The sequence below is a fragment of the Massilia sp. UMI-21 genome, assembly GCA_015277795.1.
Taxonomy (GTDB): domain Bacteria; phylum Pseudomonadota; class Gammaproteobacteria; order Burkholderiales; family Burkholderiaceae_D; genus Telluria.
In genome coordinates this window covers 789616-804699 of record CP063848.1, presented here as the reverse complement: position 1 = coordinate 804699, position 15084 = coordinate 789616, and the positions used below count along the sequence as shown (strand labels likewise).

The 15084-nt window shown below is 57.6% G+C and carries 14 protein-coding genes; 5 read left to right on the top strand and 9 right to left on the bottom strand.

The genetic code is table 11. The features are described 5' to 3' along the window. Nucleotides 1-73 precede the first annotated feature (73 nt). Complete coding sequence (locus IM543_03540; GenBank protein ID QOY94984.1) at nt 74-2053, top strand: cation:proton antiporter; 1980 nt, start codon at nt 74-76, stop codon at nt 2051-2053. A 229-nt stretch (nt 2054-2282) separates the two neighbouring features. Here the strand turns inward: IM543_03540 and IM543_03535 are convergent, their stop codons facing one another. From IM543_03535 to bla, 5 genes are all read right to left on the bottom strand, one after another. Continuing rightward, the gene (locus tag IM543_03535) at nt 2283-3401 is read right to left on the bottom strand and encodes a sensor domain-containing diguanylate cyclase (protein ID QOY94983.1); all 1119 of its coding nucleotides are present in this window, start codon (nt 3399-3401) and stop codon (nt 2283-2285) included. A 135-nt stretch (nt 3402-3536) separates the two neighbouring features. Beyond that, nucleotides 3537-4382 (bottom strand): MOSC N-terminal beta barrel domain-containing protein, encoded by an 846-nt coding sequence (locus IM543_03530; protein QOY94982.1) that lies wholly within the window; start codon nt 4380-4382, stop codon nt 3537-3539. 58 nt (nt 4383-4440) lie between these two features. Next, nucleotides 4441-4722, bottom strand: a complete 282-nt coding sequence (locus IM543_03525) for a hypothetical protein (protein QOY94981.1) — start codon at nt 4720-4722, stop codon at nt 4441-4443. A 25-nt stretch (nt 4723-4747) separates the two neighbouring features. After that, nucleotides 4748-5835 (bottom strand): IS3 family transposase gene (locus tag IM543_03520; protein ID QOY94980.1). Its coding sequence is split into 2 segments (ribosomal slippage): nt 4748-5574 and nt 5574-5835, totalling 1089 coding nucleotides; the frame shifts between segments, so codons are not numbered across the junction. Nucleotides 5836-5850: 15 nt separating this feature from the next. Then, complete coding sequence (bla, locus tag IM543_03515; protein ID QOY96505.1) at nt 5851-6486, bottom strand: subclass B3 metallo-beta-lactamase; 636 nt, start codon at nt 6484-6486, stop codon at nt 5851-5853. Between the two features lie 31 nt (nt 6487-6517). On the opposite strand from bla, the gene IM543_03510 reads away from it, so the two are divergent. The 4 genes from IM543_03510 to IM543_03495 all read left to right on the top strand — a co-directional run bounded on the left by IM543_03510 (nt 6518) and on the right by IM543_03495 (nt 10397). After that, complete coding sequence (locus IM543_03510; protein ID QOY94979.1) at nt 6518-7597, top strand: IS21 family transposase; 1080 nt, start codon at nt 6518-6520, stop codon at nt 7595-7597. Then, nucleotides 7594-8379: an AAA family ATPase gene (locus IM543_03505; protein ID QOY94978.1), complete on the top strand. Its 786-nt coding sequence runs from the start codon at nt 7594-7596 to the stop codon at nt 8377-8379. Before IM543_03510 ends, IM543_03505 begins: the two co-directional genes overlap by 4 nt. A 110-nt stretch (nt 8380-8489) precedes the next feature. Beyond that, nucleotides 8490-9287, top strand: coding sequence for a hypothetical protein (locus IM543_03500; protein ID QOY94977.1), 798 nt, complete (start codon nt 8490-8492; stop codon nt 9285-9287). A gap of 96 nt (nt 9288-9383) precedes the next feature. Further along, entirely contained in the window at nt 9384-10397 is a 1014-nt protein-coding gene (locus tag IM543_03495; GenBank protein QOY94976.1) for a hypothetical protein, read from the top strand. A 787-nt stretch (nt 10398-11184) separates the two neighbouring features. On the opposite strand, the gene IM543_03490 is transcribed toward IM543_03495, so the two are convergent. The 4 genes from IM543_03490 to IM543_03475 form a co-directional block, all read right to left on the bottom strand. After that, complete coding sequence (locus IM543_03490) at nt 11185-11943, bottom strand: plasmid recombination protein (protein ID QOY94975.1); 759 nt, start codon at nt 11941-11943, stop codon at nt 11185-11187. A gap of 83 nt (nt 11944-12026) precedes the next feature. Beyond that, entirely contained in the window at nt 12027-12362 is a 336-nt protein-coding gene (locus tag IM543_03485) for a hypothetical protein (protein QOY94974.1), read from the bottom strand. Nucleotides 12363-12713: 351 nt separating this feature from the next. Beyond that, nucleotides 12714-13631, bottom strand: coding sequence for a hypothetical protein (locus tag IM543_03480; protein QOY94973.1), 918 nt, complete (start codon nt 13629-13631; stop codon nt 12714-12716). 31 nt (nt 13632-13662) lie between these two features. Continuing rightward, nucleotides 13663-14907, bottom strand: a complete 1245-nt coding sequence (locus tag IM543_03475; protein ID QOY94972.1) for a tyrosine-type recombinase/integrase — start codon at nt 14905-14907, stop codon at nt 13663-13665. Nucleotides 14908-15084: the final 177 nt, after the last annotated feature.

Below are 15084 nucleotides of genomic sequence, written 5' to 3'. Positions count from 1 at the left end.
GCAAAAAACTTGCCAGTCGTAACAAACTGCGTCAAAGCCTACAACAAGAACACGACAACAACACCTGGGGAAGATGCATTCCGGACTTGAACTAACCCTGCTCCTGCTGGGCTGCGCCGTGCTGGGCGTGGTCGCCTTCCGGATGCTGCACCTGCCGCCGATGCTCGGCTATCTGGCCGTCGGCGTATTGATCGGCCCCCATGCACTCGCGCTTGCGGACGACAGTCCCGCCACCCATACGCTGGCCGAATTCGGGGTGGTCTTCCTGATGTTTTCGATCGGGCTCGAGTTCTCCCTGGCCCAGCTCAAATCGATGCGGCGCATCGTTTTCGGCCTGGGTCTGGCTCAAGTCGTATTGACAATTGCGGCGGCAATGGCCTTCGGATTGTTCATTTCCTGGTGGGCGCCCGAACTCCACGTGAGCTGGCAGGCCGCCTTCGCCCTGGGCGGCGCGCTGGCCATGTCGTCCACCGCCATCGTGGTCAAGATGCTGACCGAGCGCCTGGAGCTGGAAAGCGAGCACGGCCGCCGGATCATCGGCATCCTGCTGTTCCAGGATCTCGCCGTGGTGCCGCTCCTGATCATGATTCCGTCGCTGGCGCGGCCGGCCGAGGAACTGGCCATCACGCTCGGCTGGGCGGCGCTGAAGGCCGCCTTCGTGCTGGCCCTGCTCCTGAAGTTCGGCCAGAACCTGATGCGCAGGTGGTTCACCATCGTCGCCAAGCGCCGCTCGCAGGAGCTGTTCATGCTCAACCTGCTACTGGTGACGCTCGGCCTGGCCTGGATTACCGAACAGGCCGGCCTGTCGCTGGCGCTGGGGGCGTTTGTTGCGGGCATGCTGATCTCCGAGACCCAGTACAAGCACCAGGTGGAAGAAGACATCAAGCCCTTCCGCGACGTGCTGCTCGGGCTGTTCTTCATCACGGTGGGCATGCTGCTCAACCTGCAGCTGGTGCTGCAGCACTGGTGGGTGGTGCTGGCGCTGGTGATCTTTCCGGTCATGCTCAAGTTCGCGATCATCGCGGCGTTGGCGAAAGCCTTCGGTTCGAGCGACGGCGTGGCGATGCGCACCGGCCTGGCGCTGGCGCAGGCCGGCGAATTCGGCTTCGTGCTGCTCAACCTGGCGATGGGCTCGAACCTGGTCGATCCCTTCCTGATCCAGCTGGTGCTGGCCTCGATGGTGCTGTCGATGCTGCTCGCGCCCTTCATGATCGAGAACATGGACCGGATCGTCATGAAGCTCGCCTCGAACGAGTGGATGATGCAGTCGCTGCAGCTGACCCAGCTCGCCAGCCGCACCATGAAGACCCAGAAGCACGTGATCGTGGCCGGCTTCGGGCGCAGCGGCCAGAGCCTGGCGACCCTGCTCTCCGAAGAGAAACTGCCCTGGTACGCGCTCGACCTGGACCCGGAACGGGTGCAGGAAGCCCAGAGCGCCGGCGCCAACGTCTCCTACGGCGACGCGGCGCGCCGCGAGAGCCTGATCGCGGCCGGCATCCACCGCGCCAGCGCCCTGGTGATCACCTTCGCCGACACCCGGCTGGCGCTGAAGGTGCTGCACCTGGTGCACGAACTGGCGCCGAACCTGGCCGTGATCGTGCGCAGCCACGACGACAGCGACCTCGACGTACTCAAGAAGGCCGGCGCCACCGAGGTGGTGCCGGAAGCGCTGGAGAGCAGCCTGATGCTGGCTTCGCACGCGCTGGTGACGATGGGCGTGCCGCTGCGGCGCGTGGTGCACCGCGTGCAGGTGGCGCGCGACGAGCGCTACGCCTCGCTGCGCGGCTACTTCCACGGCGCCAGCGACGTCTCGGACGACCTGGAACACACCTATGTGCGCCTGCATTCGGTGACGCTGCACAGCGGCGCCATCGGCATCGGCAAGCCGGTCCGGGAGCTGGCGCTGGAGGAATTCGGGGCCGAGGTGACCACCCTGCGGCGCAATGGGCAAAGCCTGCACTTCGACCCGGAGACGGTGCTGCTGACGGGCGATGTGCTGGTGTTGCGTGGTGAAGGCGAAGCCGTCAGCCGGGCCGAGAGCCGCTTGATTTGATTACCGTCGGGTGGTCGGCGGCGCCGACCGCGCGTTCACATCACGTTGGACATGACGCGCCACGATGACATCGATGCCGGTTGAACGCGCTGTTGTAGGGTGGGCGGCTTCGCCGCCCGCGCGTTCAAACATCATCTGCGTCATCGCGGCGCGTCAATGCATAGGTGATTTGAACGCGCGGGCGGGAGACCCGCTCACCCTACGAACACACCGGGTGCCGTCGTAAGGATTACGACAGCGACACGACGCAGTTGCGCCCCTTGGCCTTGGCCCGGTACAGCGCCGTATCGGCCTGCGCCACCAGCTCCTGCGCCACGCCCTCGATCGCATGATCGCGCTCGAAATCGTCGAGCGTCGCCACCCCGATCGACACCGTCACCGCTACCCGCTCGCCGCTGCCCAGGTCCACCGGATCGAGGGCGACGCTGGCGCGGATGCGCTGCGCCACCATGCTGGCGCTTTCCAGGTCGGCGTCGATCAGCAGCACCACGAACTCCTCGCCGCCGAAGCGCGCCAGCGCATCCGAGATGCGCAGTTCGGCCTTGATCCGGTTTGCCACTTCGCGCAGCACCTCGTCGCCGCCGCCGTGGCCGACACTGTCGTTGACCTGCTTGAAGTGATCGATGTCGATGTACATGCACGAGATGCGGTAGCCCTGGCGGCGCGCCCGCGCAATCTCTTCCACCAGGCGGCGGTCGATGTAGCGGCGGTTGTAGACGCCGGTGAGCGAATCGGTCAGCCCGATAAACTTGAGCATCTCGTTGCTGATGACGTTCTCGAGGCAGATCGCGACGATCGAGCCCATGTGCTCGATGAAGTCGGTGCCGAGCGCCGGCGTAAACCGGTTCGGATCGGCGCTGCCCAGGTTCAGGCTGCCGATCAGGCGGGTATTGCGCAGCAGCGGCACCAAAGCCACGCTCTGCAGGTTCGTCGGCGGATGCGGGAACATCCCGCCATGGCGCGAGGGCGCGTACGGCCCCAGCACCGGCCGCGGGAGCCGATCACCGATCGCCATGAACCCGAGTTCGTCCGCATGCTCGCAGAACAGCAGGTTGGGCAGCTGTTCGTAGTCCACGCCCAGCTTGTGCATGACGGTGTAGATGTCGGCTTCCGGGTCCACCAGCGACAGGGTCACGGTGTCGAGCTCCGAGATGACGGGCAGCGTGCCGAAGATGGTCGACACCAGTTCCTGGAACGAGCCGGCGCCGACGATCTTCAGGTCGAAGGCCTGGTGCCGGGTCATGATCGAGTGGTTGCGCTCGGCCTGCTCGAGCAGGTAGGCCATGCGCGAACGCAGGGTCTCGTTCTCCAGCATCAGTTCTCGCGTCTGCGCATCCGGCTCGTGCATTGAAAATTCCTTTCGGCAATAGGCGTAACAGTACGCCATCTTTCCGGCCTTGGAAACGAAAAATCGCCCGGATGGGCGATTTAGCGACAGTGCACGGCCATGCCGGCTGCATATTCCGCTCTAGCCGGGGCCGCCTCAGAATGCGATGGCGGCGTCCAGCTGTTGGCCGACCCGTAGCGCGCCCCCCGCACCGGCCGTGACGATGCAATTCATGCCCATGCAGACCGCCCCTTCCATGCGCGGGTTGGCGCGGTAGGTGTGCAGGATGTCGAGCGGATCGGGGCCGGGGATGCCGGTGGCCTGGTCGATCGCCGGGATCGGGCAGCGGGCGCAGGGCTTGACCGGACGCAGCGCCAGGCCCGCGGCCGCGAAGGACGCCACGTAGTCTTCCTCGAAGGCGTCGATGCCGCCCACCACCAGGTTCGGGCGGAAGCGGTTCATCGGCAGCGGCGCGCGGCCGGCCCGCACCAGCTTTGCATTCAGGTCGTCGAGCGAAGCCTGGCCGATGACCAGGATCGGGTAGCCGTCGGCGAAGCGGGTTTCGGCGGGAACGCCGCCGGTCCACTTGGTGCTGGTGGGACGGTGCACTTCTGGGCGGAAGCGCACCAGGCGGCAGGGCCCTGAAATAGCATCGACGAACCAGGCGGCGGCGGCATCGCCGCAGTCGGCGGCCTGCACGCTGTGGTCCCAGATCCGGACCGTCATGCCGGACGCTTCGCGGTCGTGGGCGAGCGGCAGGCGCAGCGGCGGCATGCCGGGAGCGTTGACTTCTACGGTATCGCCGTCGATCCGCGGCGTGACCAGCGCCATGCGCGGGTACTCGCGCTGGGTCAGGAACTGGCCGTCGTGGGTGACCAGCATCCACTCGCGGTCGTGCACGCCCTGCGCCACCAGGCCCGAGACGTGGAACTGCGCTTCCGGCACCGCGATGCCGGCGCAGGATTTGATCGGGTAGATGAGGAGTTCGGTAAGCGTTGCCATGCTGTCAGACCTTGCGCGTGAAGGCCGACAGTATGGCAGCAATCGGGGCCCTTGTCCTTCAGCCCTGGGGGAGCTTGGCCTTGTCCTCGCGTTCGCGCTGCAGGCGTGCATCCAGGTTCTTGCCGGCGCCGGCCGCCAGCTTGCGGCAGCCGTCCGGATCGATGAAGGGATTGGCTTGCGCGCTCTTGCGCGCCGCCTTGCCGAAGGCGTCGGTGGCGGACGGATGGGCGGCGATCACGATGTCGCACTTCAGGCCGGCGACCTTGGCGATGGTGCTGCGAAACGCTGCCGAGCGATCCGGATAGCCGGCGCCGCCGCTAAAGTAAGGTAATCCCCCCATTTTTAGAGCGAGCTAAAAGTAGAGGTTACGCGGCAAGTGCCAGTTTCTGTTTCGGTGTGATACCGCCGAGGGCCATATTGGGCCGATCGTTATTGTAGGTCCACAGCCAGCGAGTGGCAAAGTCCTGGATTTCGTCGAGCGTTTCAAACAGATGATGGGCAAGCCAGTCGTAGCGTACGGTCCGGTTATAGCGCTCCACGTAAGCGTTTTGCTGGGGCTGACCTGGCTGTATGAAATCGATGCGAATACCTCGCTTCGCTGCCCAAGCCAAGGTGACTGCACTGATGTACTCAGGGCCGTTGTCGCAGCGAATAGCGTCGGGCTTGCCGCGCCATTCGATGATCCGGTCGAGCGAACGAATTACGCGCTCAGATGGCAGCGAGAAATCGACCTCGATCCCCAGGCCCTCACGATTGAAGTCGTCGATGACGTTGAACAGACGAATACTGCGGCCATTGGAGAGTTGATCATGCATGAAGTCCATCGACCAGCTTTGGTTGATCGCGGTCGGCACAGCCAATGGCAACGGCTTTTCGCGCACCAGACGATGGCGCGGCTTGATCCGAAGGTTCAGCTCAAGCTCGCGGTAAATCCGGTAAACCCTTTTATGGTTCCACCTGAAGTTTTTCACGTTGCGCAGGTACAGGAAGCATAGCCCGAAGCCCCAGTTACGCTGGTTGTTGGTCAGCCGTACCAGCCAGTCAGCAATGACCTCGTTTTCCGCATCCAGCTTGGCCTTGTATCGGTAGCAGGTCTGGCTAATGCCGAACGCCTGGCAGGCCAGCTTGATTGTGGCCGATCGCTCCGTCACGGCACGTTGCGCCATCTCTCTCCGCCGAGATGGCGCTACCACTTTTTTGCGAGGGCCTCGGCGACGATTTCAGCTTTCAGGCGCTCCTCGGCGTACATCTTCTTGAGGCGCCGGTTCTCCTCCTCCAACTCCTTCATACGGGCCATCAGGGACGCATCCATACCGCCGAACTTGGTGCGCCACTTGTAGAACGTGGCGTTGCTGATGCCGTGCTCGCGGCACAGCTCCGGGACCGGGCTGCCGGCTTCGGCTTGCTTGAGAATGGCGATGATCTGGCTGTCGGTAAAGCGGGACGTCTTCATGTAGAGCTTTCTGTCTTAAGTAGAAAATTCTACTTCTAAACGCGCTCTTTTTGCGGGGGGATTACCGTAAAAGCCGTCGGTCGAGACCGGAGTCAGACTGTCGGCATAAACCATATCCAGGCATGCCTTGCCTTCGCAGGACTGCCAGCTCCAGGTGATGCCGCCGGGCGTGTGGCCGGGCGTAGCGTGCGCGGTGAAGCGCAGCGGGCCGACCGACAGGGTCTGGCCGTCCGCAACTTCCTTCACCTGCGCGAGCTTCGGGATGTGAAAGCGGTCTTTCGGGTCGTACTGCGGATCGTCCGTGCCCGGCGTGCCGTCGCGCAGCACCTGGGCGCCGTGCGGGCTGTGGACGACCGTGGCGCCACTGAGCTTCTGCAGCGCGGCGATGCCGCCGGCATGGTCGAAGTGGGCGTGCGAATTCAGGATCAATTTGACGTCCCGCATCTTGAAGCCGAGGGCTTCGATGTTCTTCCGGATCAGCGGGGCGGACTGCGGCAGCGCCCCGTCGAGCAGGACGTGGCCTTGCGGGCTGGTGACCAGCAACGCGGACAGGCCGGCAGTGCCGACGTAGTAGGTGTTGCCGTGGATGTTGAAGGGTGTCAGCAGCGGTTGTAAACTGATACAGGCAGCGATTGAAAACTGATACACCATTTTGAGAAGATGGCCGCTTTGCGGAGCGGCCTTGAAACCCAAAGAGGTGTACGTGGAAATTCAACTCCTGAAGAGGCATGGGTTAAGCCTTCGGCAGATCGCCGCCGAGGTAGGCTGCGCAGTGAACACGGTACGCCGGCATCTGGCCCTGGAGGCCGTGCCGAAGTACGAACGCAAGGTCAAACGCCAGACGAAGCTGGCGCAATTCGAGCAGTACCTGAGAGATCGGCAGCAAGCCGCTCAGCCCGACGTGATTCCGGCCACCGTGCTGTACCGCGAGATCGCCGCTCGCGGCTACGAGGGCGGCATGAGCCAGTTGAGGGCCTTTCTGCGCACCTTGCGCCCGGCGCCTCCAGCCGACCCGGTGGTGCGTTTCGAGACGGCGATGGGCGAGCAGCTGCAGGTGGACTGGGTCGAATTCCGTAAAGGCAGCGCACCCTTGCACGCGTTCTGCGCGACGCTCGGCTTTAGCCGGGCGAGCTACGTGGAGTTCGTCAGCAACATGAAGGTGGAGACCCTGATCGCTTGCCACGAGCGCGCCTTTGCGGCGTTCGGTGGCGTGACGCGGCGGGTCCTGTACGACAACATGAAGACGGTGGTGCTGGAACGCGATGCGTACGGCGAAGGCGAGCACCGCTTCCACGCCGGCTTCCTGGACTACGCCAGGCATAGCGGTTTCGTGATCAAGCTGTGCCAGCCGTACCGGGCCAAGACCAAGGGCAAGGTCGAACGATTCAACGGCTACCTGCGTCGTTCGTTCTACGTGCCGCTGGCGAGCCGGCTCGCGCAGAGCGGCCAGAAGCTCGACGTCGTGACGGCCAACGTGGAAGTGGCCCACTGGTTGCGCGACGTGGCCAATGCGCGCATCCACGGAACAACCGGAGAGCCGCCAGCCGAAGCATTGAAGCGGGAGGTGGAGCACCTGCAAGCGCTACCGGCACCGTGGCGGGCGGACATCGCGGCAGCCAGGCCGCAAACGAGTACTGCAGCACCTGCGGCGCCGCGGCCGGCGGCGGTGGTGGAGCGGATCGCGCAACCGTCTCCAGTACAGCATCCGCTACAGGTGTACGACGCGCTGCTGGTGCGGGTTACTGAAGGGGTGGCGGCATGAACCTGCAGCATGAGCGTATCGCGGCGTTGTGCGAGAGCCTGAACCTGCCGTTCGTGGCACAGGGCTATGGCGCCGCAACCCAGAAGGCGGCGAAGCAGGAGATGGCCTACAGCGACTTCCTGGAGGGGCTCTTGAGGGAAGAAGCCGCCGGACGCAACGTACGCAAGCAGAGCATGATGACCAGGCTGGCCGGGTTCCCGGCAGTGAAGACGCTGGACGAGTTCAACTATGACTTCGCCAAAGGCGTCAAGCGCAGCCAGGTCGAGGAACTGGCCGGCCTGGGCTTCGTTGAACGGCATGAAAACGTGGTGCTGGTCGGGCCCAGCGGCGTAGGCAAGACGCACCTGGCAATGGCACTGGGCTACAAGGCCACGCAGGCAGGCATCAAGACGCGCTTCACGACGGCGGCCGACTTGATGTTGGCGTTGTCGACGGCGCATACGCAGAACAATCTGAAAGCGGTGATGCACCGCGCGATCAAGGCGTATCGGCTCTTGATCATCGACGAGATCGGCTATTTACCGATGAACCGGGAACAGGCCAACCTGTTCTTCCAGGTGATCGCGGCCCTGTATGAGCGTAGCAGCCTGATCGTGACCAGCAACCTGCCGTTCGGGCAGTGGGACACGACCTTCGCGCAGGACACGACGCTGACCGCGGCCCTGCTCGACCGGCTGCTGCACCACGCGCACATCGTGCCGATTGCAGGGGAAAGCTACCGGCTGAAGCACCAGCGCCAGGCCGGGATGATGAGGGGGAGCGATGTTGCAGAAGTTGGCTGAACGCGGACGGTGTTCGGCAACGGCGGTGTATCAGTTTTAAATCGCTGGCACGACGAAATCTGTATCAGTTTTCAATCGCCGTTGACAACGACCGGGTCAGCAGTCCTCTCATGTTCTCTTTTCTGTGCTCTTGGGCGATCTGGAACTACCGGCTGCTGATCATTCTGTTTTCGAGCACCGACCCGGAGAAAAAGTTTGCGCACGTTGAGGCGCTGTCAGCAAAATCATATCTCTTGCATCTGTTCCCAAGCTTCCCGCCCGAAGCATACTGGCTGTGCATCGGCTTCATGGGACCACTTCTAACAACACTCTTCTATCTACTTGTTCTTCCGAAGTTTGAGGCGATGGCGCTTAAAATTTCGCTTGAGAAGTCGGTACAGTTAAAAGGGATCAAGCTGGAGGCAGAGAACGCCACACCGATAGCTCACGACGAAAGTATTCATCTGCGTGAAATGATTCGTGAGGCTGAGGAAGCGCGAGATGCTGCTATTGAAAGACAAAGAATTCTCATGCAAAAGGAAGTCGATAAGAAGCAGAAGGAACTTGATGATGCGCAAAACGCCATCAACGCGAACCACCATGACTCGATTAGCAAAGAGACAACGATGCAGAACGAGATTAACGCGCTCAGACAAGCGAAAGATAATCTGGAGCATGAGCTTGCAAATTCTGAAGATCTTATCAAAGCGGTTTTCTCACTTGACCAAGGCGCACGCGAAATGTTGTTTTCGATTAGCGACGGGAGAGTGAAAAATTTAAAGGTGTTTGCTCAGCAGGACCATAGGGCTAATGAGTGGTTCGGTCAACTATATGCTACTGGACTTGCTACCTCTTTCGACGGGATTGCTAGTTTGACGCCGCTAGGCCAGAAGCTGGTGCTCAAGCACCAGCTTCTTTCAAACAGTTGAGATGCAACGGACCCGCCGGAGATAAAAGCATGAAGTCAGCAGAATCACAATTGGTTTCCACATAAGTAAAAAATATCACTATACAATCAAGAGAGAATGACGTTCAAAGATATTCCTGACCAGCTCCTTGTAGGAGACGACTCTGCGCTCACGCAATGGTTCAGCAGAGGTTCCGAACCGTTTCCAGGTAGCGATGATCACGTACCTTACCTACGTGACAATGCATTGACCCCTGCGGGAACAGACCTGTTCCTTCATCGCACTAAACTGGGTAGCGAGTGGATTGGGTACCTCCAGGATCTTTATTGTGGCCGCTCCATTGAACCCAAGATACTTGCAGTCCTGTTGCGACTCGGATTGGTAAATCAGTTGCACCAATTGACTCGCGCGGCATTTTATAAGTTAGTAGAGGCATCCCGTCTCGAGCAACAAGTTGCCATGCTTGACGTACAGTTGACTACGTCCATAGCGGCTCGTTGTGACGGTTTGACGACGGAGATGCACGCGCTATCTCATCTCGAGCAGAAAGGATGGTCTGGTTTGCACGACGAAGGTAGCGCGATTCACCGTCTGATTCTCATGTCATGGATGAATGATGTTTCTTTGCTTAAGGAACTACTGTATCGCAGACCATTCATGAGGGAAGGCCGCTATTTCATGCCTGGCAGCCTATTCATGATGGGGTATGCCGACTGCGTAGTGGATGGCGAATTGGCATACAGCCCAGCCAGTAAGGCGGCGCTACTCGACCTTGTCTCCCGGCTCACGCCTGCGCGACTCGAATCCGGCTACGCCAACTACTGTGAGGAGGTCGAAAGTCGCGGCAACGGTGACCCTAACACTCTTGCCGGCATTGATCAGGAGCGGAAACTACTGCAATACATGGACATAGATATCTTAGTAAAAATCGCGGACGGAATGATGTCGGGGACAATTCCTATTGATGGATGGCCTGACTTGACAATGTTCGGACCAGAGGGCCTAGCGCTTGTCGAAATCAAACGCGGCGATAAGCTCAAATATCATCAGGCCCGCGCCATTGATCGGCTTGCTTCGCTTTCGCCTCAACTGTTCAAGAGCGTATCGCTACATAAAATAAAAATTTTATAACTATCGATTAAACAAGTACGAACGCTTAACGAAACCTACTTTTTCCAAGGGATACTTCGTCCCTGTAGATAGCATTCTGCAACAGCGACGTGCCAGTCTAGATGCCCTGCCCACTAACGTTGACGGGACAGATACCGGCAACAAAAAGGTAGAACCATCGTCTCCACTCTGTCCGCTTCAGGTCGAAGGCGGACATAAAAAACCATTTCAGAGTGCTACTACATGGTAATTAAAAGAATACTGGCTAGGCCAACCGGAAAAATATACGAGGCGAAGTCTAAACATTACCCTGACGGATCGGCTTTACTTGTATACGATTCAGGAGTACTGGTATTGGTCGAAAAACATACACCCTATTCGTTAAATTCATCAGCGCTTCATATATCTGAACAGGTTAGCATAACCGATGTAGAGAAAGCCGCTTTGCGCGCGGATTAACGACCTTATGCCAAAACATAGTAGCCAGGCATGCGCATGCTTTGGCAAAAATCATACTTACCGAACATAATTTGGGTCTTCTGTTGAACAGCTATCTTTGCTAACCGAGCTGCTAACTGCGAAGCGCTAACTGGTTGGCTACTCATTGGCTAGCCATCTAGCCAACTGCGTTGCTGTGAACCCTACAGAGACATAGGGTTTCCATCTACTGATCACCTAATTGAGTGCGAAATTTTGACATTAGCGCTAAGCCCCAAGGGTACGAATTCGCCGATACCAGCGGCAAACCCTAGGGAATATGACTCATCTGATGCTATGATTTAGCATCATGAAGCTAGTACCGCTCCCGCTACGTGGGCGATGTCATAATTTCTACAAACGTTTTTTTACGTCGAGCTGGTCTTACCGCTGGCGAGATAAGACCTATTGCAGCTTGTAATCGTTCTGGTTTCGCCGCAATTAGTTCGATTAGAATTTCGCAAATGGTTGGGATGCTCAGTAACTTTAAATCCGCACAGATCTTTCGTAATACTGTTGCTGCAATTTTCCGACGCTCTTCGCTGTTTGACTTAAATGTCTTTGAACTGTACAAGAGTCCATAGTTCGCACCAACCTTCCGGTTAAAGTCCTGCTGAATATCTTGCAGTTTCGACTTGTACCCCATCAAATCCGACCCGATCATGCGACCATTGACTAATGGCAGCACGATGATGTGGCAGTGTGGGGCGCCTTCGTCCAAGTGGACAATGGCACTGATAACGGGGGCCCCAAAATATGATTCGCACCAAGCAGTAGCGTCAATAAAAAACTGACGCTCGTTGACATTGCTTCCCGGATTGAGACTAACAATAATTTCTAAAGCTCTCACAGCATCTTTGCGCAGTGTTTTGATTCCGCTTGCTACCATGCGGTCTTGTGCTTCCTGTGCAATATCAGCGGCCGTGCAACCGCCGCAAATTACATAATTGCGATTGATACGGGTGAGATCGATAGAATTGTACTCATGGCCAAGTTCTGTCACAATTTCGCGATGGTTATGTCGTCCTGCCACCTCCACAATATCTGCACCTGTTAGCTTCTTCACCCGCAGAAATTGTGAATTAGCCATAGATTCGCACCAAGGCAATAATGGCAATTAGCATTATCAACTCTACAATTTCGACTATGAATTTCTTTGAGCGTACGTTGCGGTTATTTCTCTGCTTCATCGGTGTGCTTTTGGACAAAAGAGTTTAGCCATTCTGTGAGCATTGCGTGCCCTTCTGATGTGAGTGAGTAACGTCCGGGATGACTCACCCTACCGTCGCGGTCAATTACCTTAAAGAGTGTGGTCACTAGGTGCTTACGGCCCAAGCCAAGCCGGCGAATTTCAGCGATCAGATCGGGGCTGTTAGAGCACCCAGCAATACGGTCGGCATCTTCGCGCGTTACGGTTCCGCATAGCAGCGCGCGGACTAATCGGATCATGCGTTGATTGACACTCGAACTGACATGAATGGATCGGCTGCTTTGTTTGTTGTTGGACATGGCGTGTCCTTATACAGATGCAATGAGGGCACGAATATCCTCAACACGCCACATTGTGCAGCGGCCGAACTTAATTGGTTTCGGAAAGCGGCCTGTGCGCACGCCTTCCCACCAGCACGACTTCTTCACTGGGATGATCGCGGGAATGGGCGGTACAGCTTTAGAATCGCCAATAATTTGAGGAAGACGAAGGAATCCGGTTTCGGGAAGTGTGTACATGTGCATCCATTACAGTGTGTGTTTGAATGGGTGCATCCTGACTCATCCGTACTTGAAAAAAAAGAAAAAGGGGTTCACCTTTAAAGGTGCCCCCCTTCGGAACCTGCACTAGTACGGGTGCTCCAAGTATCTCTATTTTTCAGGCTTCCTTCCGGAGGGAGCCCATTCTGGACGGATGACACTCGCTACCTTGTCAGCAAGCGTTTCAGAAAAACCATGCTGGGAAAGCCAGCTAGCTACAGCAGAGTTAGAGGGATGTGTATCCCGGTCACCTCTGCTAGCGTTGCTCCAGAACTTTTTCGCTGCTTGGATTGTTCTAACCAACTTATCCGACATATAACTACGGTCTTCGGGAACATCGCGTTCGGCAGTATCAGGCTCCTCACCGAGGAGCAACCGCTCGAAATCCTGAAGCACAGCAGTGCGAACTACAAGCATCCCGTCTTTTGGAAGATTACTTGCTGGGCGAGGCTTCGCTGGTGGAGCATTTCCTTCTTCGTCATCCTCTGTTTCAACGAGCTGAACAATTTTCCCGTCTATGCTTTCTAAAAATACGCCATCATGACACTTGATCTTTACAGTATGCCCATCAGTTCGATTTTGAAGCTCCTGTTGGATACTCATGCACTCGTTACCAAGCATAGGAAGGTCCCACACACCATGAATCGGCATGGAAAAGTTGTCCAATGTCAAATAGCGGTCTTCTCCAAGCGGAATGGATGCCAGCAAAAGCAACGACTTTTGCAGTTGTTCAGCAAAAAAATCGCCAGCAAACAACTGCATCTTCCCGTCGCTCCAGGTTTCCCAGGTTAAGTCCTGAGGAAGTAATCCGGATTCCACCGCACGCTCTAGCTCAGCCCTAGTATATTGAACGACAGTGCCTGCTCGAGCTTTGGCGTGATTCAAAAAATAGACCGAAATTCGTAGTTTTCGATCAAGTGCCAATTGAAGCACATCGGCCTCTGTTACCTGTTCGCCGCAAATTATCGTTAGGTGTTGGGCAGTCTGCGGCAGTGTTAACCACTGTTTTAGTTTGAATAATTTTCCCATTGCGGCGCCACCGCCTCTCTTACCAGAAATTTCAAGTTGATTTACTAACTTTCCACTCATCTAACATGTCAGCCCATTTCTGCATCATTTCGGCACGAGCTGCGAAGTATTCCGCATGATTGTATGTACGGCGCACGGTGTTTGGCTCAGCATGCGCTAACTGACGCTCAATCCAGTCTGACGCGAATCCCATTTCGTTTAGTCGCGTACTTCCGGTTGTCCGAGTGGCGTGTGGACTGTATTTACCACCCCAACCCAGTGCGTTTAGCATCTGTCTAAACGACGCACTCACCATTGGCTTTTGCCTGTCATCCCGATGCGGGAACAAATGTTCTCGATGACCGGTAATGCCATGCAAGGCACGCAGCATAGCGACAGCTTGGTTGGGCAACGGCACGGCGTGCTCCTTCCGCTTCTTCATCCGTTCCGCTGGGATACGCCAGATTGCTGAGTCAAGGTCGAACTCGGCCCATCTTGCTTCCACCGCTTCACTTGGCCTACATAAAGTCATCCACATGAGACGGAACGCAGTGATGGTCTCGTGCCGTCCTCCATGGCCGTCTACGTCGCGTAATAGTTTGCCAACTTCTTCTCTATTAAGTGGCCGCTTGTGCTGAGTCTTGTTGGCTGGTAGCGCCTTACGAACCGGGTGGACTGGATCGGCATCAGCGCGCAGGGTGGATATGGCAAGCTCGAACACGCTGGACATTGTTCGCTTTGCTTCCGCAGCTACGGTCAAGCCGTTGTTCTTAGCTGTACTGCTCAGCACATCAAGGATATGCGCAGGCGTGATGCTCTTGACCGGTAACGCCCCGATTTTCGGAAACACCACACGCGCCAGCATATCGAGGCGACGCACTTTTGTCGTGTCTGCCCAGTCCTTCAGCGCTACCCATTCCTTGGCAACAGCCTCGAACGTGGTAGCACTCTCCTGTTCTCGCTTGATGCGCTCCAGTTGACGCTTGTGGGCTGGATTGATGCCTTGTTTAACGAGTGCACGGCACTTAACGCGTTCTTCCCTTGCCTCGGCCAGCGTAAAACATCGACCAGCACGTCGCGCTTGTGCCTCTTCCAGGGTTTCACCCCGAGGAGCGACTACATAATCGCCAACTGCAAAAACGCTTTCCTTGACAGACCCATCCTCGCGGAGCTCAAAACGGTAGCGCCAGGCCTTGACGCCGTTTGGCTTTACTTCCAAGTAAAGCCCTTTACCATCTGTCAGCTTGTAAGGCTTGTCTTTTGGCTTCGCATTGCGACATTGAGTATCGGTTAGCACGTTACCTCATGATCGCACCTATACCCGGTTTTAATTTTCGGGACTCTAAGTACGTACCCGGCATCGTACCCGGTATGTGGCAGGATGGCAACGATCTCAGCCGGACAATCATGGATAGAAAAAGCCCCGGCTCTAGAGTAAAGCCGGGGCCCTCGTTGTCCATTGGAATCCGTTGGA